General features: G+C 44.7%; 23 protein-coding genes and 2 pseudogenes. 14 read left to right on the forward strand and 11 right to left on the reverse strand.

What is annotated here, in order from left to right; genetic code table 11:
- Positions 1–16: 16 nt before the first annotated feature.
- Positions 17–916 carry an AraC family transcriptional regulator gene (locus AS158_RS08940; protein WP_206516533.1) on the reverse strand — a complete coding sequence of 300 codons (900 nt, stop codon included), beginning with the start codon at positions 914–916 and terminating at the stop codon, positions 17–19.
- 128 nt (positions 917–1,044) lie between these two features.
- Here AS158_RS08940 and AS158_RS08945 point away from each other — a divergent pair, with 128 nt between their 5' ends.
- The 5 genes and pseudogenes from AS158_RS08945 to AS158_RS09380 all read left to right on the forward strand — a co-directional run bounded on the left by AS158_RS08945 (position 1,045) and on the right by AS158_RS09380 (position 5,361).
- The gene (locus tag AS158_RS08945; RefSeq protein WP_038053661.1) at positions 1,045–2,046 is read left to right on the forward strand and encodes an aldo/keto reductase; all 1,002 of its coding nucleotides are present in this window, start codon (positions 1,045–1,047) and stop codon (positions 2,044–2,046) included.
- Positions 2,047–2,164: 118 nt separating this feature from the next.
- Positions 2,165–3,025 (forward strand): aldo/keto reductase, encoded by an 861-nt coding sequence (locus AS158_RS08950; RefSeq protein WP_038053658.1) that lies wholly within the window; start codon positions 2,165–2,167, stop codon positions 3,023–3,025.
- Positions 3,026–3,058: 33 nt separating this feature from the next.
- Positions 3,059–3,670: pseudogene (locus AS158_RS09370) on the forward strand (alpha/beta hydrolase-fold protein); the annotation flags it as partial.
- A gap of 276 nt (positions 3,671–3,946) precedes the next feature.
- Entirely contained in the window at positions 3,947–4,939 is a 993-nt protein-coding gene (locus tag AS158_RS09375; protein WP_346774454.1) for an alpha/beta hydrolase, read from the forward strand.
- A gap of 14 nt (positions 4,940–4,953) precedes the next feature.
- Positions 4,954–5,361 (forward strand): annotated as a pseudogene (locus tag AS158_RS09380) (cupin domain-containing protein).
- Between the two features lie 14 nt (positions 5,362–5,375).
- Here AS158_RS09380 and AS158_RS08965 read toward each other — a convergent pair.
- Positions 5,376–6,473 carry an ATP-binding protein gene (locus tag AS158_RS08965; RefSeq protein ID WP_156105084.1) on the reverse strand — a complete coding sequence of 366 codons (1,098 nt, stop codon included), beginning with the start codon at positions 6,471–6,473 and terminating at the stop codon, positions 5,376–5,378.
- 139 nt (positions 6,474–6,612) lie between these two features.
- Between AS158_RS08965 and AS158_RS08970 the strand changes: the two genes are divergently transcribed.
- From AS158_RS08970 to AS158_RS08980, 3 genes are read left to right on the forward strand one after another with little or no spacing between them, the layout of a single operon-like run.
- A complete protein-coding gene (locus AS158_RS08970) occupies positions 6,613–7,089 on the forward strand; it encodes a hypothetical protein (protein ID WP_004080525.1) in 477 nt (158 codons plus the stop codon).
- Between the two features lie 4 nt (positions 7,090–7,093).
- Positions 7,094–9,601 carry a hypothetical protein gene (locus tag AS158_RS08975; protein WP_004080523.1) on the forward strand — a complete coding sequence of 836 codons (2,508 nt, stop codon included), beginning with the start codon at positions 7,094–7,096 and terminating at the stop codon, positions 9,599–9,601.
- A gap of 49 nt (positions 9,602–9,650) precedes the next feature.
- On the forward strand, positions 9,651–11,423 hold the full coding sequence (locus AS158_RS08980; RefSeq protein WP_165304887.1) for a DUF505 domain-containing protein: 1,773 nt from the start codon (positions 9,651–9,653) through the stop codon (positions 11,421–11,423).
- Between the two features lie 35 nt (positions 11,424–11,458).
- On the opposite strand, the gene gdhA is transcribed toward AS158_RS08980, so the two are convergent.
- From gdhA to AS158_RS09015, 7 genes are all read right to left on the reverse strand, one after another.
- Positions 11,459–12,709 (reverse strand): glutamate dehydrogenase, encoded by a 1,251-nt coding sequence (gene gdhA, locus AS158_RS08985; protein ID WP_011944141.1) that lies wholly within the window; start codon positions 12,707–12,709, stop codon positions 11,459–11,461.
- Between the two features lie 164 nt (positions 12,710–12,873).
- A complete protein-coding gene (locus AS158_RS08990; RefSeq protein WP_241241286.1) occupies positions 12,874–14,100 on the reverse strand; it encodes an SLC13 family permease in 1,227 nt (408 codons plus the stop codon).
- Between the two features lie 150 nt (positions 14,101–14,250).
- Positions 14,251–14,772: a hypothetical protein gene (locus AS158_RS09345; RefSeq protein ID WP_235280331.1), complete on the reverse strand. Its 522-nt coding sequence runs from the start codon at positions 14,770–14,772 to the stop codon at positions 14,251–14,253.
- Complete coding sequence (locus tag AS158_RS09000) at positions 14,738–15,184, reverse strand: type II toxin-antitoxin system antitoxin SocA domain-containing protein (protein WP_011944139.1); 447 nt, start codon at positions 15,182–15,184, stop codon at positions 14,738–14,740. Before AS158_RS09000 ends, AS158_RS09345 begins: the two co-directional genes overlap by 35 nt.
- Positions 15,185–15,225: 41 nt before the next feature.
- Positions 15,226–16,077 (reverse strand): DMT family transporter, encoded by an 852-nt coding sequence (locus AS158_RS09005; RefSeq protein WP_011944138.1) that lies wholly within the window; start codon positions 16,075–16,077, stop codon positions 15,226–15,228.
- A 24-nt stretch (positions 16,078–16,101) separates the two neighbouring features.
- A complete protein-coding gene (locus AS158_RS09010) occupies positions 16,102–17,367 on the reverse strand; it encodes an MFS transporter (RefSeq protein WP_011944137.1) in 1,266 nt (421 codons plus the stop codon).
- Positions 17,368–17,369: 2 nt separating this feature from the next.
- On the reverse strand, positions 17,370–18,131 hold the full coding sequence (locus tag AS158_RS09015) for a carboxylesterase (protein WP_165304888.1): 762 nt from the start codon (positions 18,129–18,131) through the stop codon (positions 17,370–17,372).
- 97 nt (positions 18,132–18,228) lie between these two features.
- Between AS158_RS09015 and AS158_RS09020 the strand changes: the two genes are divergently transcribed.
- From AS158_RS09020 to AS158_RS09040, 5 genes are all read left to right on the forward strand, one after another.
- Positions 18,229–18,753: a VanZ family protein gene (locus AS158_RS09020; RefSeq protein WP_011944135.1), complete on the forward strand. Its 525-nt coding sequence runs from the start codon at positions 18,229–18,231 to the stop codon at positions 18,751–18,753.
- Between the two features lies 1 nt (position 18,754).
- The gene (locus AS158_RS09025) at positions 18,755–19,126 is read left to right on the forward strand and encodes a hypothetical protein (protein WP_011944134.1); all 372 of its coding nucleotides are present in this window, start codon (positions 18,755–18,757) and stop codon (positions 19,124–19,126) included.
- Between the two features lie 108 nt (positions 19,127–19,234).
- Positions 19,235–20,116 carry an ABC transporter ATP-binding protein gene (locus AS158_RS09030; protein ID WP_011944133.1) on the forward strand — a complete coding sequence of 294 codons (882 nt, stop codon included), beginning with the start codon at positions 19,235–19,237 and terminating at the stop codon, positions 20,114–20,116.
- Complete coding sequence (locus AS158_RS09035; protein ID WP_165304890.1) at positions 20,113–20,904, forward strand: ABC transporter permease subunit; 792 nt, start codon at positions 20,113–20,115, stop codon at positions 20,902–20,904. The genes AS158_RS09030 and AS158_RS09035 overlap by 4 nt, the downstream gene beginning before the upstream one ends.
- A 10-nt stretch (positions 20,905–20,914) precedes the next feature.
- Positions 20,915–21,517 carry a TetR/AcrR family transcriptional regulator gene (locus AS158_RS09040; protein ID WP_156105083.1) on the forward strand — a complete coding sequence of 201 codons (603 nt, stop codon included), beginning with the start codon at positions 20,915–20,917 and terminating at the stop codon, positions 21,515–21,517.
- 21 nt (positions 21,518–21,538) lie between these two features.
- Here the strand turns inward: AS158_RS09040 and AS158_RS09045 are convergent, their stop codons facing one another.
- The gene (locus tag AS158_RS09045) at positions 21,539–21,781 is read right to left on the reverse strand and encodes a glutaredoxin family protein (RefSeq protein WP_011944130.1); all 243 of its coding nucleotides are present in this window, start codon (positions 21,779–21,781) and stop codon (positions 21,539–21,541) included.
- 144 nt (positions 21,782–21,925) lie between these two features.
- On the opposite strand from AS158_RS09045, the gene AS158_RS09050 reads away from it, so the two are divergent.
- Entirely contained in the window at positions 21,926–23,035 is a 1,110-nt protein-coding gene (locus tag AS158_RS09050) for an MFS transporter (protein WP_011944129.1), read from the forward strand.
- Here the strand turns inward: AS158_RS09050 and AS158_RS09055 are convergent.
- Positions 23,010–24,017 carry a mannose-1-phosphate guanylyltransferase gene (locus AS158_RS09055; protein WP_038053638.1) on the reverse strand — a complete coding sequence of 336 codons (1,008 nt, stop codon included), beginning with the start codon at positions 24,015–24,017 and terminating at the stop codon, positions 23,010–23,012. The two genes, AS158_RS09050 and AS158_RS09055, sit on opposite strands and share 26 nt — an antisense overlap.
- Between the last annotated feature and the right edge of the window lie 24 nt (positions 24,018–24,041).

Here is a 24,041-nt window from a genome sequence, read left to right on the forward strand (position 1 = left end):
GCACCATCATCTGCAATCAATAAAGGATCCTCGTGTGAGGTTCTTCCCTCAGATTCTTTGCATCCTGTGAAGGAGAAACACCGAAGAATCTTTTGTACTCTCTGCTGAACTGAGAGAGGCTCTCGTATCCCACCTGGTAGGCTGCGGTTGTGACATCGTTTCCTGCCATGAGAAGCTTCCTTGCCTCGCACAATCGAAGCTTTTTCTGGTACTGAAGAGGAGTGATGCCGGTGAGAATCTTGAAATTCTGATAAAAAGTCGACACGCTCATTCCGACGGTCTCGGCAAGCTTTTTCATGTTCACGGGTTCGCTGAAGTGTTCTTTCAGATAATTCAATGCTGCTATCACATCGTTCTTTCCAGAGAGCGCAATCTGGATGAGTTTTGATCCCTGTTCGCTCACAAGGAGCCTGTAGATGATCTCTTTTTTTATCACGGGAAGGAGTGCGGAAATGTGTTCCGGTTCATCGAGGAGATCCAGCATCCTTTTGAAAGCGTCTAAGAGCTGGTAAGTGACCTTCCCCAGCGATGTACCGCGGGATGACGCGGTGGGTCTTGTATTGAGCTTTTGCTCAACAACGATCTCCATGAGGATCTCCATGTCTATCTCCCAGGTTATTCCGATATAAGGTTTTTCCTTAGAAGCTTCTATCACCTGGGCAATCACGGGAATGTCGAAAGAGTTGAGAAGAAAATTCTCCACGTCATAAATGTAGTACTCTTCTCCAATGAGAACGCGCTTTGCACCCTGAACTGCGATGCATATCGATGGCGGAAGAATGTAAGTGGAAGGTTCTGTAGGAGACTCCCTCCTGCCCACAGTCAGACCCGGAAGTGGTCTCACCACGGGTTGTTTTTCTGTGAGATGTAAAATCCTTTCAATCAGCTTTCTCCGAGTGTGATCGAATTCATCCATGATTTTTTTCATCTCCTTTCTGTTAAGATTTTACCCTTTGATGGAAAATCAGGCAAATATTCGAGAATATCTTTCTAACGTTTCCGGAGCAGATAGCGGTATGTTTTAGAGCGAAAGGAGGGGAAAACATGGGCATTCCGAAGAGAAAACTTGGAGAGAGAGGACCTGAGGTTTCTGCCGTAGGACTCGGCTGTATGAGAATGAGCTTCGGCCAGAAGAATCTTCCAGACAGAAAAGAGATGATCAAACTCATCAGAACAGCCGTGGAGCTTGGTATCAACTTCTTCGATACTGCGGAAGTTTACGGTCCTTACACAAACGAGGAACTCGTAGGCGAAGCACTCGAGCCGTTCAAAGGTGAGGTCGTGATAGCAACGAAGTTTGGTTTCGAGCTGTACGAAAATGGAAGGCCAGGCTGGAAAGGTCTGAACAGTAGGCCGGAACACATTAAGAAAGCAGTGGAAGGTTCTCTAAGAAGGCTCAGGGTGGAAGCCATAGACATTCTTTACCAGCACAGGGTGGATCCGAACGTTCCAATAGAAGAAGTAGCTGGGACTGTAAAGGAACTCATAGAAGAGGGTAAGGTGAAGCATTTTGGACTTTGCGAAGCTTCCGCCGAAACGATAAGGAGAGCTCATAAAGTCTGTCCTGTTGATGTGGTGCAGTACGAGTACTCCATGTGGTGGAGAAAACCTGAAGAGGAAATACTTCCCACCTGTGAAGAACTGGGAATAGGCTTTGTGGCTTACAGTCCTCTGGGGAAAGGATTCTTTACAGGAACGATAAACGAAAACTCCAGGTTCGATGAGGAAGATATTCGAAGCAGGATTCCACGCTTTCAGAAAGAGAATTTGAAGGAAAATCTTGCACTCGTAGAACTCCTCAAAAAGATCGCTGAGCGGAAGGGTGCGACACCATCACAGATAGCTCTCGCATGGCTTCTTGCACAGAAACCCTGGATCGTTCCCATACCCGGCACAACAAAACTGAGACACCTTCTGGAAAACATCGGAGGGGCTTTTGTTGAACTCACACCGGAAGAGCTCCAGGAAATAAACGATGCTCTCTCAAGAATAGAAATAAAAGGTGGAAGATATCCTGAGGATATGGAAAAGATGACGTATCTATGAAACATTCTGTGCTGTTGGTGTCCGTTATTTTTGTACCTTCTTCGATCTTTTTCACGGTAGCGGGAAAGGTTGGTACGAGAACTTCAGAAGCATGAATTCATCGATGGGAGGTGTTACCATGCAGGTTCCAAAAGTCACTTTGAACAACGGTGTAGAAATGCCTATTCTGGGATACGGAGTTTTCCAGATACCACCAGAAAAGACTGAAGAATGTGTCTATGAGGCCATCAAGGTGGGTTACAGACTCATCGATACTGCAGCAGCCTACATGAACGAGGAAGCTGTGGGAATGGCCATCAAACGGGCTATCGAAGAAGGACTCACCTCGAGGGAAGAACTCTTCATCACCACCAAGCTCTGGATACAGGACGCAGGTTATGAGTCTGCAAAGAGGGCTTTTGAAAAGTCTCTGAAGAAGCTTCAGCTTGAGTACATCGATCTTTATCTCATTCACCAACCCTTTGGAGATATACACTGTGCCTGGAGGGCTATGGAAGAGCTGTACAGAGATGGTTTGGTAAGAGCCATAGGTGTGAGCAATTTCCATCCTGATCGACTGATGGACTTGATCGTTCATCATGAGGTGATCCCAGCGGTGAACCAGATCGAGATTCATCCGTTTTATCAGAGGCAAGAGGAGATCGAATTCATGAGAAATTACAACATCCAGCCTGAAGCCTGGGGTCCTTTCGCTGAGGGAAGAAAAAACATTTTCCAGAACGAAGTGCTCAGATCGATCGCGGAAAAGTACGGCAAAACGGTTGCGCAGGTCATTCTGAGATGGCTCACCCAGAAAGGAATCGTTGCCATTCCCAAAACTGTGAGAAGAGAGAGAATGATAGAAAACATCAGTATCTTCGATTTTGAACTCACGCAGGAAGACATGGAAAAGATCGCAACGCTCGATGAAGGGCAGAGTGCGTTCTTCTCCCACAGGGATCCCGAGATCGTCAAATGGATTTGTTCACGGAAAATATAGTTTTCTGGGATGATAAAAATGAGAAATATTTCGATGATTGTGCTGACCCTTCTTGTGTGGACTCTGGGCTTTGGAAGTGATAATGTGGCATCAGAAGTAATAAACATAAAGATTCCTCAGGAATTGAAAGAGATTCCAAACGAATATTTCAGACCATCATCTCAACCAGGAACATTGGTGGAATTATATTATGACACTTATGAATCTTTCTCCTATTCTGAAAAATCAAAGATCATTAAAAAACGTGCAATCGTATATCTTCCTTATGGCTATGATAAAAACCGAAAATACGATGTCTTTTATCTGATGCACGGTGGTTGGGGAGATGAAACCACCATGCTCGGCACTCCAGATAGACCCTCTCCGCTTAAGAATATCATTGATAATGCAATTGCTGCAGGAGAGATCAGGCCACTGATCATAGTATGTCCGACTTATAACAACACGAATGAAAATGGACTGGATTCTACCAGCTTTTCCCTGGCAATGCAGTTGACAAGGAACTACCATAATGAATTGGTGAACGATTTGATCCCTGCGGTGGAAGGGACCTACAGCACCTATGCTGCAAGCACGTCAAGAGAGTACCTAATCGCTTCCCGTGACCATCGTGGATTCGGAGGGTTTTCCATGGGTGCGGTTGCAACCTGGCGAACATTCCAATACGCCCTCGATTACTTCCGCTATTTCCTGCCGATGAGCTGCGGTACCACTCTGGATGATGAGGAGATCTTTGCCACAGCTCGTAGACATGATCTGAATGATTATTTTGTCTTCATTATTACAGGAACAAATGACTTTGCGTACAGCTACGATAAAGCCAGAGTAGAGCTTATGGAAATGTCCCCTTATTTTATCAATATCGATGAAAGACATGACGGTAATTTTGCGTTTCGTGTTAAGGAGGGGTATTCTCATGATATGAAGGCTGCAATGGAGTATATCTACAACGGGTTGAAAGCATTTTGGGGTGTTCAAAATAATATCAAAAAAGGTTTGTCGGAGGCTGAGACGAATTTGCAGAAGAGCCAATCTCAAGAGGATTTTACTGTAAATACAAAAATTGAAGAGGTAATTAAATATCCAGCTTTTAAGGATTTTGGTAGACTTCTTTTTCCAACAAACAAAAATTACTACAGTGGAGATACTCTTGGAGAACTTTCTCTCATGTGGTATAGCAATATCAACCCAAGTAAAACGGTAGAAATTGTTAATTATCTTAAAAAACGGGCTGATGCAGGGGAAACTATTTTCTATGATATCTACTCCGATGAAGAAAAATTAAAGGATCCAAGCAAAAAAGACACAGGGTTGTTTTTCTTTCGTGGTAATGAAGGTGCAAAGACAGCTATTATTGTTGCGGGTGGAGGATTCGTATATGTCGGAGCAATGCAAGACAGTTTTCCACATGCTCTTGAACTCAGCAAAAGAGGATACAACGCTTTTGCTTTAATTTATCGTCCAGATCCTCAAGCTGCTTGTGAAGATCTTGCAAGAGCAATTGCGTTTCTATATGAGAACGCCGATGAACTTGGAATAGACATGCAGGATTATTCATTGTGGGGAGGCTCTGCTGGAGCCCGTGTTGTAGCGTGGGTCGGAAGCCATGGTACTGAGAGTTTTGGAGAAAAGAGATATCCACGTCCGGCAGCTGTAATAATGCAATATACTGCTTTGACAGATGTTACTGGGAAAGAACCACCAACATTCGCAGTTGTAGGAACAAGCGATCCAATCGTACCTTACAGGGTTATGATGGACAGGATCAAAAGGATTAAGGCAAATGGAACTGATGCAGAAATAATTGTTTTTCCTGGGCTTTCACATGGTTTTGGGCTTGGAGAAGGTACCATTGCGGAAGGATGGATTGACAAAGCAATAGAATTCTGGGTGAAAAACATGAAAAACCACTAAGAGGAGGTACAACCATGGTGGATGATATCTTTGAAAAGGGTTCTAAAGGCTCGAGCGACTTCTTCACTGGGAACGTCTGGGTGAAGATGCTGGTTACTGACGAAAACGGAGTATTCAACACACAGGTATACAACGTGGTGTTCGAGCCAGGAGCGAGAACACACTAGCACAGCCATCCAGGAGGGCAGATCCTGATCGTGACCCAGGGAAGAGGCTTTTACCAGGAAAGAGGAAAACCCGCAAGAGTTTTGAAAAAAGGTGATGTGGTGGAGATACCACCGAACGTGGTTCACTGGCATGGCGCGGCCCCCAATGAAGAACTCGTACATATAGGTATCAGTACACAGGTTCATCTCGGTCCTGCAGAGTGGTTTGGACCTGTTACAGAAGAAGAGTACCGGAAAACCACGGAAGGAAAGTAGCGAATCTCTCCGTTTCATTCGCTCAAAATCTTCTCAAAAACCGGATCAACTATTCTGTATCCGTTCTGTGTTTTTTCTATGAAGGACATCTTTTCCAGAGTTTCGAGGAGAGAGTACAATCGGGAGTCACCGATGAAGTCGCCTTTTGCGCGAAAGATGTTTTTCAGAGCAGACCAGGTGTTTATACCTCTTGAGATCTGTCTCAATATGAACGGATACCTTTCGCTCCTTTTTCTGAGCTCTTCCATTTCCTTTTCAAAAAGGGCCTTCACGGCATGGAACACCTCTTTCAGCGCTTCATCTTTGTTCTTCTTTTCGAGGTACTTCACTCCAAACAGGACGAGATACCCCACTATGCCGTCTATTTCTCTCACGATTTCTTCCACGTCGAAGTTGACCTTCTCTCCCACCTCTCGAAAGCCTTCCATGAGGAAGTCCACGGATTGATCGAAGGTGAACGGTCTCACCGTGAGAAAACCTATTCCACGGCCGTGGAGGGGTGAGCTGTAGTCTTCGAGTTTCAAAAAATCGTGGAGAACGCCGACTTCTGAACCGCTGATGATGAAGCGTACGTTTTCGAAGTTGTCGTAGGAGTAGGCAAGGAGTGCCAGAAGATCGCTTCCGCCGCGAGAGCCGTAGTATCTTAGATACTGCGCCTCATCGAAGAAGATGACCATCTTTTTCTTTCGCCTCTTTGCCGTTTCGTTCAGCTTTTCGAGAAGATCAGAGAGACTGAACTCCTTTGGATTGAGTTCTATCGATGTTCCACTCACCGTGATCCCACGGACCCTCTTGAGAACGTTCATAAGTTTCTGAGATTTCGATATTCTGGACAGCTCTTCTCCGAGAAATCTTGTGAGATGATGGGATGAGATGTTACCTCCCGATGTTTCGTAGAGTCTTCTTCCGTCCACGGTTATGTGTAAGAGATCGCTTTCGTTCAGAAAGACTTTCACGAGGGAGGACTTTCCAACCCGTCTCAGACCGGTGATCACAACGATCGGGTAGGTTTGGAGCAGTTTTTCGAGGTCTTTCAGTTCTTTTTCTCTGTCGAAGAGATCTTCCTTTTTCGTCTTGGGAGTGAGGGAGAAGAGCAAGTCGATCACCTCCATCTTTATTATATCACTTCCGGGGTCGGAAGTTGCTTTCGGGGGCGGAAGTTACAAAAGTTTCTCTTTTTGACTTTCTGGAGTGATAACATAATGGTGAAAAGTATGATTTAGATGAAAAGCTGTCTGGGGAGATGAGAAGATGATAAGGCCCGAATATCTTCGCGTTCTTCGTAAAATATACGACCGACTGAAAAATGAGAAAGTGAACTGGGTAGTTACAGGTAGTCTCAGTTTTGCGCTGCAGGGAGTTCCTGTTGAAGTTCACGATATCGACATTCAAACTGATGAAGAAGGAGCTTATGAAATCGAACGCATTTTCTCTGAGTTCGTAAGCAAAAAGGTCAGGTTTTCTTCCACGGAAAAAATCTGTTCTCATTTCGGTGAATTAATTATCGATGGAATAAAAGTTGAAATTATGGGAGATATTCGAAAACGGCTCGAAGATGGAACCTGGGAAGATCCCGTAGATTTGAACAAATACAAAAGGTTTGTAGAAACACATGGAATGAAAATACCGGTTTTATCCCTGGAGTATGAATATCAGGCATATTTGAAACTGGGCAGGGTAGAGAAAGCCGAGACGTTGAGAAAGTGGTTAAACGAAAGGAAGGGGTGATACATTGATCAAGAGGTTGTTTTTTGCCGTCGTTCTTTTACTTGTTGCAGAACTCTTCTCCGGTGTTCTCCACTTCGAGCACGCGGATGTTGTTTATCCAGAAGGATACTTTGAAAACGCCGTTCTTGTTGGAAACATCTTCGAGGCGATCAGGCCGAAGGTGATAGAGCTCGTTGGAAACGACCCGGGACGGATAACTATTGTCCTCAAAGACAGGGGCACCATCTCGAATGGCTACACGATGCCTTTCTTTCATAAAACGATTGTGGTCTACCTGTGGCCCCCTGAAAGCTGGCTTTCCTTTCGCCTTTCTCTCGAGGACTGGTACGCTTACGTTCTCATTCACGAATTCTCCCACATGTGCCATCTCACCTATCAGGACGAAATAGGAAAGACGGTAACAAAACTCACGGGAATTCCTCTTTATCCCCAACTCTTCAGCGACCTGGTGGAGGGTGTTACCGTTTTCAACGAGAGCTCTTTCTCGATCTCATCTGGAAGACTAAACAATCCTTTTTTCTCGAATGGTCTGTTCTACTACTCACTTCCCAACTTTCCATCTCCTGGTTACATAAAAGTAGCACCCGATGACGACTACAGAGACGGGCTTCTGTACTACAACTTCACAGCCGGGTTTTACAGCTACCTTGTGGAGACGTACGGCCTTGAGAAAGTGAAGGAGTTTTTCAGGGAAACTTCCAAAACGTTCAGTACTTTTGCCTTTGAGGGTTTCAAGGACCCATACGAGAAGGTCTTTGGAAAAACGCGCGAAGAGATCTACACGGACTGGATCTATTCTCTCACAAAACACGAGTACCCTCAGGGAGATCTTGTATACAGCGCAAAAAACACCTGGCTTCACAAGATCGATTTGTACGGGGACCATCTGGTTGTCCTTTCGGAAGAGTACGGGCCCTCCACTTCGTACACGGGGATGAAAAAACAGATTTTGAAGATCCTTGACCTGGATGGGAAAGAAGTTCAGAAGATTCCCGTGAGAAACGTTCTGGACGTGAAGATCGATGGAGAGAAGATCTACGTGCTCACCAAAGAAAAATCTTTCAACCGTTACGAAAATGTCCTGTGGGATGTGAAGGGTGGAAGACAGATTTCAAAGGGGAACATAAGCGCTTTCGATGTGGAAAACGGAAAGGTTTACCTTGCCTTTTACGATACGAAGACAGGAAAAGCAACAATAGAAGGATCGGAGTTTCACACCACGCTCGACGAATTCATAAGGTACATGGACGTATCAGATCGTTTTGTGGCGCTCTTCACAGAGAAAAACGACATTATCGTTCTGAAAACAAACGGAGAAGTCATCCTTGAACTGAAAAACGAAACAATGAAAGGACCGTACGTGAAGTTCTGGAAAGATGGAATAATATTCGTTCAGGTGGAAGGAGAACACACCGTTCCCTGCTACTACGATCTTGAGAAGAAAGAACTCCACAGACTTTCATCGAAGAGCCTCGTGGAAGATTTTGTGATCCAGGGAAGTGAAATTTACTACATAAGTTACATCCCATACGGCCAGACAGGGGGAACGGGTGTTTACAGAAAAGATCTGAGTATGGAACCTGTGGTGGTCGAAGTGAAAAAGAGTGAACCTTTTGTGATAGAAGGCAAAAAGTTTTCCACTGGAAACGAGTTCGGCTTCAGACTGAGAAAGTTTTTCCAGCCTGCGATGTGGTTTCCAGTGTATTTTGACAACGCTTTCTCTCTTTTCCTCATGTTCTCGAACGTGGAAAACAACACCTTCCTGTTTTTGATGCCGTCTGTTGATTTGAAGGGAAATTTCAATCAATACACCGGCTTTGTGGCTTCCAGGGACAATTTCACAGCGTACGGTGAATACTCCTCTTCTGGGGATTACAGTTTCGGTTTGACGGGGGTTTTAGGTGATTTTCCTGTTTCCGCAAACACACGACTCGACGTTACCTTTGAAATGAACTTCAGTTCGACCCAAACATCTCTGAACAGTGAAGCAGGAGCCGCTAACAACATTGGAGTGGGTGTCGATCTCAGAACGTATCTGCTGGATATGCCTTCCTCTTTGAAGGTGTCCCTGAATCTTCTCAATGACGACCTCTCACACCTTTTCGATCTGAACAGTTTGTTCTGTTTCGCTGGCCTGACTTCAGCGCTTGGAAAAGACGGAAGTTTCTCCGCAAACATCAAGTTTCAGCTTTTAAACTCGGAGGATTTCTCCTACGACGTGTCTTTTGCCCAGACGCTTTTCAAAAACAGTGCAGAGCTTTTCGATGGTTTTATTCTTCTCAGAAACACGGGGAACACGTTGGGAATCGCTCGACTGAGATTTTCCAATGGAGAAGAGGAGCACGTTATCTATGATCACCTTTTCCAAGAGGTGTACATGGAAGGGCTCAAGTTCTATATCACAGTTGGCGGATTTTTGAACATGAACGATATTTCCTCCGGTAGTTTCTACGTGGGAATAAGTACCAGTCCGAATGGATTACCTTCTATTTCACTTTTCATAAGAAACTGAGTGGTAAAATATTAATGCGAGAAGACACATAGAAAAGGAGGTGGCATTAATGATTGTAACAAAAAGGCATGCGATCGTGCTGAAGAAGCTCTACGAGAAGGGAGAAGAGTTCAGCGTAAAGGAATGGGAGGACTTCGACAGAGAAACGCTGTGGCACCTTGAACTTGCTGACCTGGTCAAACCCGTCGGTGTTGAGATGTACGATCTGACCTTTTCTGGTAACATCCTTGGAGAACTCCTCACGGACATGATAAGAGAAGGTGTCTTGAAGAATCCTGAGGAATGGGACGACTCGTTCAGGTGGATCGGTTCCGAAGTCATTTCCATGATCAGATACTCCAAGCTGGCTCAGTCGAGGGTAAGAGGAGAAGTCGCTAAAGCGCTTGAAGAGAGAGGCTTTGCGAAGGAAGGAAACCTCACACCTCACGCTTACACTCTCGATGAGGTTTACCACGCTTCACATCCCAGACTGATCGTAAATTCGAAAGTTGCGAAGTACCTGAGAAAGATGGTGGAGGGCCCGGGGGAGTCCAGTACGCTTCCAGTAGAGGGAGATGAACTTCTCCAGCTCGAAGCGATGAGGATGATAGCCTTCTCTGTTCCGAAGTCCGACATTTACGCTCTCACAGGACTCGGACAGCAAATCAGAGCGGCGCTCAGAAAGGGTCTTGTTGTGACGGATGAACTGATCCTCGACGAACTCGTTCTGGACACCGTTGCGAAGGCTTACGAAGGTAACCGGTTGAGTGACTTTGAAAGGAACGTACTTCTTGAAAGGGGCCTCATCGACTGGACGGGAGAACTTCACCCAATGGCGGAGCATCTCTACCTCGCGTGGAAGATATACAAAAAGGGTCCTTACCTCATAACTCCCGCTTTCCAGATCTCGGAGGACGAAGCAAGACTCCTGGAAGTGATCGTCAAGCTCTGGAAGAGGCATGAAAAGGAAGAGGATGTCTTCCCAGAACCAAAGCAGATAGAAAAGGCAGTAGACTGGGAATGGAAGAGAAAGGACCTCACCGTGAAACTCGCACTCTACAATCTTGAAGGTTTCGGCCTTTTGAAGTCGAGAGAACACAGACACGGAGCAAGGAGAACACTTGTGTACGAGTTGACCAGCTATGGTGAAGAAGTGCTCGAAGATCAGAGAAAGAACCTCAGGAGTATCACAGCTGTCGGTGTGAAATCAATCACCATGACAAAGAAAGAGTTCGCAGCTCCAAACGTGGAGTGGTACGAACAGGCAAGAAAAGAAGGTCTCGTCAGCGATGCAGCTCCCACTTCTTCTGGTCGCCTCTACGCGAGGCTTTCTGTCGAAGTTGAGAGAAGGCCACTCATAACGAACGTGGAAATGAAGGTTCTCAGAAAGGTTCCGTACAAAGCGGGTGTCTTTATCGAAGATATGAATCTTTCAGAGGAGGAAAGAATTGCACTCGACAGTCTCGAAGCGAAGAATCTGGTGGAGATTTTGCCCACAAACGTTGTCACGCTCACAGAAGCAGGTCAACTCATGAAGAGAGCTCTCTCTGCTGTTTCCGACGACGTGGAAGCACCGGTGACACCCCTTGTGATCAGGCTTCTTCAGGCTATAAGAACACACGGTGGACTTCATATGAGGGAGAAGAGGATCAGGATAAACCCGGAGAGCTGGAAAGCTGTAGAAAGAGAACTCGGTGTTGATCCGGAAACCTTCGATGAGACTGTCAACCTCGCCAGGATATCCAAATTCATAGCAGAAAACGCACTGACAGAAGCGGGAGTGGCACTCCTTCAGGCGGTGGATGAGCTTGCAAGAAAAGAGTATCCATGGGTTGAAGTTTGATAAATACGAAGCCCCACCGACCGGTGGGGCTTTTTTCACGGATAGATACCTCTCTTCTTTGTGGCGTACGCAACACGATCGATCGCGAGAATGTAAGCAGCAGTTCGCATGTCGACGTTGTATTTCTTTTTTACCTTCATAACATCTTCAAATGCTCCTTTCATCATCTTTTCCAGAGCACTTCTTATCTGGTCAAGATCCCAAAAGAACTCCTGAAGGTCCTGAACCCATTCGAAGTAAGAAACCGTGACTCCCCCAGCGTTGGCGAGTATGTCTGGTACCACAAGAACACCCCTTTTCGACAGAATCTCATCAGCTTCAGGTGTTGTGGGACCGTTTGCTCCTTCCACCACAGCTTTTGCCTTTATTCTTTCCGCGTTTCCAGCATGGATAGCACCTTCCAGAGCAGCAGGGACGAGAACATCAACATCCAGTTCTAAAAGTTCTTCGTTGGTTATTCTTTCACCCTTTGGATATGTGACGATCGTTCCGTGTTCTTTTTTGTATCTGATCAGTTCTTCCACGTCGAATCCTTCGGGATTGTAGATACCTCCTTTACTGTCACTCACTGCAACTACCTTTGATCCGAGTTCCTGAGAAATCAGAAGGGCGGCGAACTGACCAACGTTTCCAAATCCCTGAACAGCAACAGTTGCCTTCCTGGGATCTATTCCAAGAACGTCCATTGCAAGTCCTGCGCACACTTTAACGCCACGTCCTGTAGCTTCTTCACGTCCCTTGGATCCTCCCAGTTCCACAGGTTTTCCCGTGACAATTCCCAGAACGGTGTGACCTACGTTCATACTGTACGTATCCATGTACCACGCCATCACATCTGCATTTGTGTTCACATCCGGTGCGGGTATGTCGTTGTACGGTCCTATTATCACCTGAATCTCTGAAAAGTACCTTCTTGATAGTCTTTCAAGTTCGCTTCTTGAAAGTTTTTTCGGATCTACTTTGACTCCTCCCTTCCCACCACCGAAGGGCAGATTCATCACAGCCGTCTTCCATGTCATCCAGAATGCGAGGGCTTTCACCTCATCGAGGGTGACATCCGGGTGGTACCTGATGCCACCTTTGGCTGGGCCCCTTGCGACGTTGTGTTGCACGCGATATCCGGTGAAGACTTCGACGTGGCCGTCATCCATTCTCACTGGAAATTCAACGATCAAAACTCGCTTTGGCCTCCTCAGAACCTCTGCAAGGTCCGGTTCCAGATCCATGAGCGATGCGGCACGGTTGAACTGTTCAACTGCCATTTCATAGAGGCTTTTTTCCGACATGTATTTCCCCCCTCGAATAGGAATATGCGATATAAACCATATCGTTACCTATTGTATCATTTTTGTCCATAATACAGAAACATTTTGTGCTCGTGGAATGTAACTTGGCTTCATTCGAAAGGGGGGAGTTTTAAGCGGGAACGGATTTTTTCAGGGAGTGTTTTTTAAAAAAACCAGTAGATGAGAATATTTACTACCGTTAGTGGAAGGCCAATTTTTGTGAATTCCCAGAAAGTGATTGTGTCTCCCGTTCTTTTTTCGGCGCTCTGTATGATTATGACGTTGCTGGCAGCACCAAGTATGAACAAATTTCCGGCCACTGTGCTACCAGCAGCAAGTGTAACGAGTTCTTTTACACCAGCACCAGCTTCAAGAAGTATTGGAAGATAGAGTGTAACCATGGGTACATTTGAGATGAATTGGCTCATGATAACACTCACCAGTAAGATCGCAGATACGGAAAGAACATCAAAATTCAGGCGTTCGAAGATAGATTGGAAAATTCCAGTTTCCCAGACACTTTGCATCAGAACAAACATAGAAGCAAAAAAGATAAGAGTATGCCAATCGATCTTTTTGATGATTTCATTTCTCTTCTTGCTGAAAATAAGAATGGGTAAGGCAGAGAGAAGTGTGATATGAACCAGTTCAATGTTCAAAGAAGACTTCAAAAAAGCAAGAATGATTTTGAGAATGATCAGGGAAAAAAGAAGAACAATCGAAATCTTGGAAATTTTTGCGAGTTCAACATCTTCAATTGAATCTTTGATATGGTTAATCGTTTCATTTACGAAATGTTTCCTGTAGAAAATTCTCACCATGAAGAACACTACCAGGAGATTAAGAACAGTTGGTAAGGCGAGATATCTAAAGAAGTCCAAGAAAGGATTCTTTATAACTCCCGCCGTGGCTATAATGAAATTCTGTGGATTACCGAGAGGGCTCATAACACTTCCAACAGTCACGGAAAAAGCAAGAGTGATCAAAAGAATCGACGGTTTTATGTTGTTTCTTCTCGCAAGGTGAAGAACAACGGGAGTACCAATGATTGCCGTAGTATCGTTCATAAGAAACGCTGACAAAATACCGAACACAAAAACGATTGAAAAGATCAGTTCTGTTTTGTTGCGAGTTCTTCTAAAGATGATGTAAGAAAGATGATGCAGGTATCCACTTTCTTCAAGAGCGGTCCCTATAATGAACATGCTGAACAAAAACAACATAACTTCAAGGTTTATCGACTTCAAAGCACTGGAGATAGAAATTTGTCCTGTTAATACGACACAAAGTGCCCCAAGAAGCATTATCTGCCACATTTGAATTTTTACTTTACCAAACTTTCTTACACTGATGAGAGCAAAAACTACTATCAGAACAATCGCAGGGATCAAGAGAAACCCTCCTTGGCGGATTCAGGTGTACGACTACTGTGCCATCATCTATTTTCCATTTCCAATGTTTCCTTCTGACTCTCTATTCTGGAAACTCTAAGTGAATCAGTTTTTAAATCTCAGACAACTGCTTTGCACTTTAAATCGCGTCTATTGCAAGGTAGGAGTATGGCTTTTGACCGGCCTGGAGTGGTTAAGGCTCGTAAGCTGAGCACACCGCATGAAGAATCCCACCCTCTTTAGGGGATTGGGGAGGAGATAAAGATTCCCACTGGGTATCTTCAGAACTCTTCGTGATAATTTCTCCAAATTTTTCTGAACCTGGTGTACTTTCAGGAGATTCAAAGAAGATATCAACTTACACATCTGGAAATTCAAGTCTTCAACTTCGAACATATCTTTTTCTTCAACGGGGACAACTATACCTTTTCTAAGTGTTGGGAACAATAGTAAATCGGGATGAGCAACACACAATTCATAGCTATCGGGTTCTCGCTCGAGAGAGACAATATACAATTTGTTCAGTCTAGAGAAAAACATGTAGATGAAAAATAGTTTCAAGATCTCCCTTAAATGTCGATTAGAAGCGTTTTCAAATTTCGTGAAGACGTCGGAAAGATTGTCATTGGCAGGAGTATCACATAACCAAGGGCCTATTTCTATTTTTCTCAAATTTTTCACTTCCTATTCTTGAGTGGAGGGAATATTTTTTTATTTCATCTAATTTGTAAATTTCTTCTAAGACTTCATTTAGAGTCATCTCCCCATACTTTTGCAGTACCTCATCTAATATTTCTTTTTCTTCATTTGAAAGGTTAATTTTTCCTGTTTCAAAGGGACCAGGTTCTATAATATGTTCCTCCGTGTGGATAAGACCTTCTACATACATTTTATTCAATACAAGCTCAAAATTCTTATCATATGGACCATAAAAATATTTCTTGTAATCTAAATCGGTTATTTGTTTCCCAATTTTTTTGATCGCATAATAATCAACAAGGAAAAGTAATTTCAATAGTTTTGTCTTCAGTATAGGTCCTGTCTTCCGAAGAATTGCGCGTATTACCTCGTAAGTTTTCCTCATCAATTCACCTCCTTCGCAAGTATTCTATTACAAGACTATATTTACTCCTTACGAACCGCCATTGCGATTATAGAAACGATTATCAATCCCATCCCTGCAATCTGTTGAATTTCCACCGTTTCGTTTCTGAAAACAACCCCAGCTATCACAGAAATCACCGTTGTGAAGTTGGAAAAGAGGGTGGTGAAGATGGGAGACATTTTCCCTATGGCGTAGTTGAGAAGGAAAAACGCGACGGTGGAAGAAAGAACACCGAGATACAGGGTACCGATTACCACATGGACGTTGAACACCGGTCTGAAATCTCCTGTTGAAAGACTCAAAAGTGTGAAGAAAACTGCTCCGGTCATCATCATGAAGAAAGTGATTTCAGCAGGTGTGAACTCTTTTGAAAACTTTCTCGAAAGCACACTGTACATCGCTCCGGAGAGAACAGCTAAGAGTAAGAAGGCTTTCCCAATGATGTTCCCAGGCGTGATGTTGAAACCAACTATCAACGAAACTCCAAGAAAACCCATTCCCACAAGAAAGTAGTGAAGAAGATCTCCCTTCTCTTTGAGTATGAAAGGAGCAAGAAGGTTGACAACGACCGGGATGAGGGCAATGATCATACCCGCTTCCGAGGAGTTCACCCTCTGAAGGCCGTACGTTTCGAAAAGAAAGTAAAGCACAGGCTGGAACAGGACGAGTTTCCAGAGCTTCCAGTAGGGTTTCTTTCCAAGCTTCACAACGCCGGTTATCAAAAGAAGAAGGTAAGTGAGAAAAGCAACGCTGAATCTGAAAGAAAGAAAAGTCAGGGGAGTCACATGATCGAGAGCGTTCTTCGTGAAAAGAAAAGAAAGTCCGAATATCGTGGAGTAGGAGAAACCCGAAAGGAGAACCTTCAGATCCATGCTGTACCTCCACTCTCTGGGAGTTCAAGAAGAAATATCTTTGGCCAGCTTCATCATGCTTTTCTGAAGTCTTTCCACGTCCCTTGTGAAGTAAAAAACCAGAACAAAGAGCAGCACCGCACAGATAAGCCAGAAATAAGCGGAGACTTTCAAGGCAGCTCCGAGAGATCCGAGGGCAACGGACATCACTCCTCCCGCGAATTTTCCAAATCCCGTTCCGAGCGAATCGGTGAGGTTGAATATGGAGAATATCCTTCCTCTTTCCTGTGGTTCGTTGACGTTCAGAAGCATGAACTTCACGTTCGGACCCGTGAGACTCGCGGTGAAAGAAGCGACGAAACCAAGTAACATGAGAACGAGAAGACTTCCCACGTAGTCCAGGGTCATAACGGTGAAGAAAGTTCCAAGAGCGGTTGTGATCGAGCAAAACAGCGGTAGAAATGGCCTGGATTTCGCGTAGATGCTCGCTCCCCACAGTCCTCCGAGGATGATTCCAGCGATGTTTCCAAGACCGAACACGAGGAAAACAAGGGTAGCCGTCTCCACCGAAAGACCTCTTTCTCTTCTGAAGAATTCCACAAGAAAGTAAGGAATGGCACCCCAGGGAATAGTCCCTGCTATACCCTGAAAGAACAAAAGAAGATTCGTTTTCACCTTCACAAGTTTTGCGTAATCAGAGAGTTTCGGCGCTTTCGGATACTCGTACCCGGATTGAACGAGTTCACCGATGCCTTTTTCAAAGGCACCTCTTTTCGGTTCTTTCAGAACGAAGATGGATAAAATCGCAAGGGCGATGTTTGGAACAGAAACCACGATGAAGGGAACTCTCCAACCGTATTTCGGTCCCAAAAAACCCCCAACGATCATCCCAAGAACGCTTCCTATGGAGATCGCAGAAGATATAAGAGCCACGACCTTTCCTCTCTTTACCTCGTCGAACATGTCTCCTATCATCGAGTAAACAATGGGAAAGGACGCTCCCACACCTATTCCGGTGAGGGCTCTCCAGAAAAAGAGTTCTCCGTAGGAGTGAGAAAACGCACTCATGAGACAGGGAATCTCACCAACGAGAATGGAGTAGATGAGAAGGTTCTTCCTGCTGTATCTGTCGGCAAGGTACCCCCACACAAGGCTCACAAGAGCCCCTATCACCGTGAAAGACGACGCAACGAGACCTATCTGAGCATCAGTGATGTTGAACTCCTGTTCTATCGCTCCTATGTTCGGAGACATCACCATCTGATCCGCGTTCAGGAGGACCATGAGAATCAGAATGAATATCACTGCCATCTTCATTCCCCCTTCAGCCATTCTATGACCGCCTTAGTGACATCTTCCTTCTCCACGTCGTTGCTCAGAACGTGACCGGATTTTTCAAAAACAAGAAGCTTCTTGTTTTCTGATCTGATGTTGTTGTATATGAACTCGGTTGCCTTCATGGGAACCATGTTGTCGTTCTTTGCCGCAACGACGAGAGTGTCCGATGTGATCTTCGAAACACTCTTTCTTGCCAGTCTCATGAGTTTGTAGAGCTCCGCTGCCTGCTTGGGCCAGTTGTAAGACCAGTACTCTTTTCTCAGGTATTCGATGCCCGGATCTTCGTACTTTTCTGTGCTTTTGCGGGGCATCTTCTTCGAAAAGAGCTTCAAAAGAGGCGTGAGGACTATCCTTTTGTCGAAAACATGTGTTGCCGCGGCAAGTGTGACCAGTTTTGGAGGATTCATCTGAGATGCGAGTATCAGGGCGATCACACCACCCATGGAAAGTCCAACCACATGGACTCTATCGCATATGGCTTTTAAATCGTAATATGCATCGAAGACGCATCTCAGCCAGTCTCGAGCGGTTGTCATCAGAAAATCTTCACCACAGGTTCCGTGTCCTGGAAGTCTCGGAACGGAAACGGTGAAACCCACTCTGTTCACCTCTTTTGCCATGTACTCGAAATCGTGGGGTGATCCCGTGTAACCGTGGATGAATAAAACACCTTCGTTTTCACCCTTGAGGAAGATCGGGAGCGACTTCTCCACAGTTTTACATCGTGGAAAATTCATAGGAGCACCCCCTGATGAGTTTTTGGGTGCAACAATATTTTAACATTTAGTTATAGGAAGTACGAAACGATGGTAGAATTCCTGTTGAGGTGATAGGATGAAAAGATCTTTTTTGATTCTAATCCTGATATTGATATGGATCGGTCTTGTCTTTTACTTTTCATCGCAGCCCCCTGATGTTTCTGGAAGGCAGTCCGGGAGCGTTTATAAGTTTCTCAAAAAGATAGATAGTGTTCTTGATTTCACACGGACAAATTGGTACAAAAATCTGAGATCTCTACTCGAAAAATGGTGGTTCCCTGACAAAAAACCAACGGGGGAAGATCTTGTCAGAAAATCTGCCCATTTTGGACTTTATTTTATAATGGGCATTCTTTCTTTCACGTTTAGTTATACTTATCTTAGAAAGTATGTGTTTTCTATTTTGTTGGGAGTGTCTTTACCTACATTGATAGCCGTTCTCGATGAGTACAACCAGGTTTTTCACAACAGAGGATCTTCGCTGTACGATGTGTTCATAGACATGAACGGTGCTCTGTTTGGAGTGGTGATTGCTCTTCTGATTCTGGTCGTTGGGAGGTTGATCACCCGCACATACAACGTCCATCGGGGTGAGAGGTAGTATGAAAAAAATTGTGGTGTTGATGATGTCTTTCGTTCTTGTCTCGTGTTTTGCCCAGGTGCCAGACTTACTCTTTTCTTCGAAATATCCCGTTCCTGAATGGATCAGGGCTCGTGGTTACATGTCAGCATGGTTCGATTGGTGTGAAGAGAACGAAGATTTACTCAAACGGGAATTTTTGAGAAGAATAGAAGAAAAAGAACCTTTGAATCCATTCTTTGGTTCGTGGTATGAACTTTTTGAGAAGCAGCTCCTGGGTTACTGTCTCGGGTACAAATTCGTTTGCTGGCTTGAGGATGAGTTTTCACTCGAGAGAATAGCAAAACTGAAAAGAGAAAAGATCGAGAGTAAAATTTTAGAGTTTCTTCGATGATGAATGCTTTCAATTCAGGAGATTTATCTCATCCCACAAAGGCATGTTGACATGTCTGATTTTATTTTGTTAGAATTTGACTGACCAGTCAATCAAGGAGGTGTAAACGTGTCGGTGATCGAAGTGAGAGATCTCACTAAATACTACGGAAAGTCCAGAGGAGTAGAAGGTGTAACTTTCTCAGTTGAAGAAGGAGAGATATTCGGCTTCATCGGACCGAACGGTGCCGGGAAGACAACCACCATAAGGCTTCTTCTTGGTTTGATCTTTCCGGATTCTGGTCTGGCAGAGGTTTTCGGAAGAGACGTTCTGAGAGAAGGAAAAGAAATAAGAAAGAACATCGGTTACATTCCAGGAGAGGTGAGCTTTTATCCGGAAGTGACGGTGGAGGAATTTCTCAGGTACTCTGCCAGTTTCTACGAAAGGGTAGACTGGGATCATGTGAAGGAGCTCTGTGGTGTTTTCTCGCTCGACATGAAAAAACGTATCAAGGAACTCTCCATGGGAAACAAAAAGAAAGTGGCTATCGTTCAGTCTTTGATGCACAGGCCAAAACTTCTTATCCTGGATGAGCCCACGAATGGACTCGATCCTATCGTTCAAAACACCTTCTTTGAAATTCTGAAAAAAGAGAAAGAAAAAGGAACGACCGTGTTTTTCTCTTCTCACATACTGAGCGAGGTGGAAAAGCTGTGTGATCGTGTGGCGATGATAAAGGATGGAAGAATCATCAGGGTAGAAAAGGTGGAGAATCTCAAAGGGGAAAGGTACAAGGTGGTCCGGGTCAAAGGAGAAAATCTGGAAAAGCTGAAAGATCTGGCTGAAGTGAATCGACTGAAGTTTGAAAACGGCACAGCAGAGTTCCTCTTCTCAGGAAGTGTTGAAAGACTCATTGAAATTCTTCGTAGCTTGAAACTGTCCGATTTCTGGGTGGAGGAACCTTCTCTTGAAGAGATATTCATGTCCTACTATCGGGAGGGAGAAAAATGAACATATTCAAATGGGATATGAAGAGGTACATAAAGAGCACGATCGCTTGGACGGTCGTTCTCATTCTCCTTCAGCTCATGTACGCCGCGTTCTATCCGAGTATGGTAAAGGAGACAAAGTTCATAACAAAGTGGATGAAGGTAATGCCAAAAGCGTTTGTGAAACTCTTTGGGTTAGAAGACATGGACTTTTCCAACATCATGAACTACCTCGCCATGGTGTCCAGTATCTACGTAACACTCGTTGGAGGAGTTTTCGCTTCTTTGGTAGGTGTGAGGAGTATTTCGAGAGAAGAAAACGAAAAGACCGTTGAGTTTCTCTTGTCGAAACCTGTTTCGAGGCTTGAAGTTGTGATCTCGAAGTTTTTTTCATCTTTGACACACGTCCTCGTGTTCGATGCGCTCTTGTTCAGCAGTCTGTTCGTGTTCGCAAATATCTACAGTTCAAGCCCGGTTGAAGTGGAAAAGTTTGTTGCCTTCGCTTTTAGTCAGGTTTGTCTCCACTTCACATCGATGAACATATCTTTCTTTGTGGGTACCACAAAATCAGACGGAGCACTCTCTCTTGGGCTCGGTACTGTGTTCGTTCTGTACATTTTGAACATGATATCGAAGATCACGGACAAAGCGGAGTTTTTGAAGTATTTCACTCCGTTTTCCTACGCAGATCCCTCCACTGTCATAAGGCACGGTTTTCCGACGTTCTCCGGTCTTTTCTTTGTACTTGTGAACATAGCTCTTCTGATCAGTTCGATCGTTCTGTTTTCAAAGAAAGACATTCTTGTGTAATGGAGGGATCGTGTTGTCGAAGAAAGATGCGATATTGAAAGCGGCGATCGAGGTTTTTGGAAAAAAAGGTTACGATCGAGCCACAACAGACGAAATAGCGGAGAAGGCCGGAGTAGCCAAGGGATTGATCTTTCACTATTTCAAGAACAAAGAAGAACTGTACTACCAGGCATACAGGTATGTTGTAGAGAAACTGCAGAGGGAATTCAAGAATTTTCTCAGGGAGAACAGAAATAGAGACATCTTCGATTTCATGGAACGATGGATAGAAAAGAAACTGGAGTACTCTGCTTCTCATCCCGAAGAAGCGGATTTTCTGATAACACTTGTGAGTGTGGGTGAAGATCTCAGGAAAAGAATACTTCTCGACCTCGAAAAATCACAGAGGGTCTTTTTCGACTTCGTAAGGGAAAAGTTGAAAGACTTAGATCTCGCAGAAGATGTAACGGAGGAAATCGCATTGAAATTTCTGATGTGGTTCTTTTCCGGATTCGAAGAAGTCTATCTGAGGACCTATCAGGGTAAGCCTGAACTATTGAAAAAAGACATGAACGTACTCGTTGAAGAAGTGAAGGTCATGCTCAGGATTTTGAAGAGAGGTATGACAAAATAAAGCGGGGGAATCCCCCGCTTTTCACGATATTCCGAGGATTCTGTCGATTTTTGCTTTGTCGAATCCGATGACTATCTTGTTGCCGATCTCGATCACGGGAACTCCCATTTGTCCTGTCTTCTTCACCATGAGCTCGGCTTCTCTTGGGTTTTTTGTTACATCGACTTCTTTGAACTCGAGCCCCAGCGATCTGAAGTATTCCTTTGCTTTTCTACAGTACGGACAGGTGGGGGTTGTGTAGATTTTGATTTTCAGGTGCTGCATCGGTTCACCTCCATTTTCTACTTTTTTAGTCCAAATTTATTCTATCACAGCTGACGAATCATTTCAATTAATTCTCACAGAACTGAAAAGTTCAGGAAGCGAATCAATATGTTACAATTCCTTCTATGCAAAGGAGGGAACTTTGTGCGGTACAGACTCATGTCGATAGAATTCTTTGTCTACGGCACGATGGCCGTTTATTCACTGTTGAGTCAGTTTCTGGCAAACGAAGAACTCTCGAAATCTCAGATAGGCATTCTGATGTCTATCCTGCCGATCACATCACTCTACGCGAACCATCTAAATTTCGAAATCGCCTCTACCATAGGAAGAGTGAACTGGCTGAAAAAAGTGATTCTGTTCGCTGGAATCCTCTTCTGGGGGCTGTTTCTGTTCGAGGAGTTCTACCTGAAACTCATATTCATGTCAGTGTTCGCTTTCTTCTTCTCTGCGGTGACTCCTCTTGCTGAGTCCGTTATCGTGGACATCACACACCAGATGAAAATGAACTACGGCAGGATCAGGTTGTTTGGAACCTTTGGGTTCTCTTTCACAGCGCTTTTGATGAGCGGACTCATCAGACTGGGTTTCGTCACGATATTTTACGTTTTCACTGCCTTGATGCTTTTGACCTTTTGGATACTGAAGCCGATGAAAGAAGTAGACCTCGGTGAGGAAGAAAAAAGAAAAAGCAAAAAACCTCTTCCCACTTTCTTCTGGCTCCTTCTCCCTGTAGTGATCTTTGGTATAGCGGCAAACAATTTCAATTTTGTCTTTCTACCCGTTTTGATGAAGGAAAGAAACTACGACGTGTCTCTTGCGAGTATAGCCCTTTCTCTCATGGCCATCACAGAGACGCCGTTCCTCCTGTGGGCCGATGAGACAGTGAAAAGACTCGGTGTGGGTTTCATGCTCGCTTCGGGTGTGTTCGTTGTGGGTCTCAGAAACCTGCTGGTAACTCTGACAAGTTCTCCAGCTACTCTGCTGATGGTTCAGCTCTTGCAGGGATGGACTTACATAGTGATCTATTACTCCATGATGTTTCTCATTCGAACGTTTGGTCCCGCAAGGATCAGAGCACAAAAGTATTTCTGGGTCGCTATGGGAATAGGGCCGTTCATAGGCTCATCGGTAGGTGGTGTGCTCGCAGAAAATCTTGGTCTTATCGATTCATACAGGATTCTCGGTTTGGTTCCCATGATCGTTTCTCTTTTTGTCTTTCTTTTCCTCAGGAAGTACGAAAGAGCTTCTTGACCACCTCTCTCACTTTTTGAGCATACTCTTCTTTGCAGATCAGAATCCCGTTCGGTGTGTCGACCACGATCAGATCAGATAGCCCAACAACCGCTATGGGTTTGTTGTGGGTTTTCACGAAGATGCGTTCACTGTCGATGAGTATCACTTCGTCCGATTCTTCTGTGTATCCCTCTATTTCTCTCACGGAAGACCAGTTTCCCACGTCAGACCACTCGAAATCCGCCTTCACAACCCGCACCTTTTCCGATCTCTCCATGACAGCGTAGTCCACGCTGATCGAAGGTACTTTTTCGTAGGCTTTTTTGAGCTCTTCGAAATTTCTTGGATCGACATCCTTCAGGTTTTCGTATATGGATGGTTCACACACCTTCGCTTCTTCGATGAATTCTTTCGCTTTCCACAGGAACATTCCGCTGTTCCAGAGGAATCTTCCACTTTCGACGAATCTTTTAGCCGTTTCAAAGTCCGGCTTTTCCCTGAACTGAGCAACTTTGTGAACTCCTTCTTCCAGTTCTTCTCCGATCTCTATGTAGCCGTAGCCGGTTTCCGGCCTTGTTGGAACGATGCCGAAAGTGAAAAGACCGCCGTACTTATCCAGGGCATCGAGTGATTTCTTCACCGTTTTCCAGAATTTTTTTGTGTCCGGTATTCTGTGGTCCGCGGGTAGAACAAGCACCGGCTCATCGTCATCCGCCAGCTTTGTTCCTATGAAACAGGCTGGAGCGGTGTTTTTCTTCGTTGGCTCTGCGATGATGTTCTCATCAGGGATCTCTGGAAGTTCTCTTTTCGTTCTCTCAACGTAGTCTTTGTGAGTTACAACGATCACGTCTTTTGGGTCCATTTCCTCCATAACACGTTCGAAGGTCCACCTTATGAGACTCTTGTTTCCAAAGAGTTTCAAAAACTGTTTTGGAGTCTCAGGAGTGGAAAGGGGCCAGAATCTTTCTCCAGATCCTCCTGCGAGAATCAGAGCTTTCATTACTTCACCTCCTCGTGTACAATT

The organism is Thermotoga sp. 38H-to (assembly GCF_011057665.1).
Lineage (GTDB): Bacteria > Thermotogota > Thermotogae > Thermotogales > Thermotogaceae > Thermotoga.

What these genes read in the sequence shown, in the direction of transcription:
- AS158_RS09055 (WP_038053638.1), bottom strand. Translation starts at nt 24,017, where the DNA reads ATGAAAGCTCTGATTCTCGCAGGAGGATCTGGAGAAAGATTCTGGCCC.
- AS158_RS09010 (WP_011944137.1), bottom strand. Translation starts at nt 17,367, where the DNA reads ATGGCAGTGATATTCATTCTGATTCTCATGGTCCTCCTGAACGCGGAT.
- AS158_RS08980 (WP_165304887.1), top strand. Translation starts at nt 9,651, where the DNA reads ATGATTGTAACAAAAAGGCATGCGATCGTGCTGAAGAAGCTCTACGAG.
- AS158_RS09025 (WP_011944134.1), top strand. Translation starts at nt 18,755, where the DNA reads ATGAAAAAAATTGTGGTGTTGATGATGTCTTTCGTTCTTGTCTCGTGT.
- AS158_RS08945 (WP_038053661.1), top strand. Translation starts at nt 1,045, where the DNA reads ATGGGCATTCCGAAGAGAAAACTTGGAGAGAGAGGACCTGAGGTTTCT.
- gdhA (WP_011944141.1), bottom strand. Translation starts at nt 12,709, where the DNA reads ATGTCGGAAAAAAGCCTCTATGAAATGGCAGTTGAACAGTTCAACCGT.
- AS158_RS09375 (WP_346774454.1), top strand. Translation starts at nt 3,947, where the DNA reads ATGAAGGCTGCAATGGAGTATATCTACAACGGGTTGAAAGCATTTTGG.
- AS158_RS08940 (WP_206516533.1), bottom strand. Translation starts at nt 916, where the DNA reads ATGGATGAATTCGATCACACTCGGAGAAAGCTGATTGAAAGGATTTTA.
- AS158_RS09000 (WP_011944139.1), bottom strand. Translation starts at nt 15,184, where the DNA reads ATGAGGAAAACTTACGAGGTAATACGCGCAATTCTTCGGAAGACAGGA.
- AS158_RS08965 (WP_156105084.1), bottom strand. Translation starts at nt 6,473, where the DNA reads ATGGAGGTGATCGACTTGCTCTTCTCCCTCACTCCCAAGACGAAAAAG.
- AS158_RS08950 (WP_038053658.1), top strand. Translation starts at nt 2,165, where the DNA reads ATGCAGGTTCCAAAAGTCACTTTGAACAACGGTGTAGAAATGCCTATT.
- AS158_RS09035 (WP_165304890.1), top strand. Translation starts at nt 20,113, where the DNA reads ATGAACATATTCAAATGGGATATGAAGAGGTACATAAAGAGCACGATC.
- AS158_RS09020 (WP_011944135.1), top strand. Translation starts at nt 18,229, where the DNA reads ATGAAAAGATCTTTTTTGATTCTAATCCTGATATTGATATGGATCGGT.
- AS158_RS09045 (WP_011944130.1), bottom strand. Translation starts at nt 21,781, where the DNA reads ATGCAGCACCTGAAAATCAAAATCTACACAACCCCCACCTGTCCGTAC.
- AS158_RS09015 (WP_165304888.1), bottom strand. Translation starts at nt 18,131, where the DNA reads ATGAATTTTCCACGATGTAAAACTGTGGAGAAGTCGCTCCCGATCTTC.
- AS158_RS09005 (WP_011944138.1), bottom strand. Translation starts at nt 16,077, where the DNA reads ATGGATCTGAAGGTTCTCCTTTCGGGTTTCTCCTACTCCACGATATTC.
- AS158_RS08970 (WP_004080525.1), top strand. Translation starts at nt 6,613, where the DNA reads ATGATAAGGCCCGAATATCTTCGCGTTCTTCGTAAAATATACGACCGA.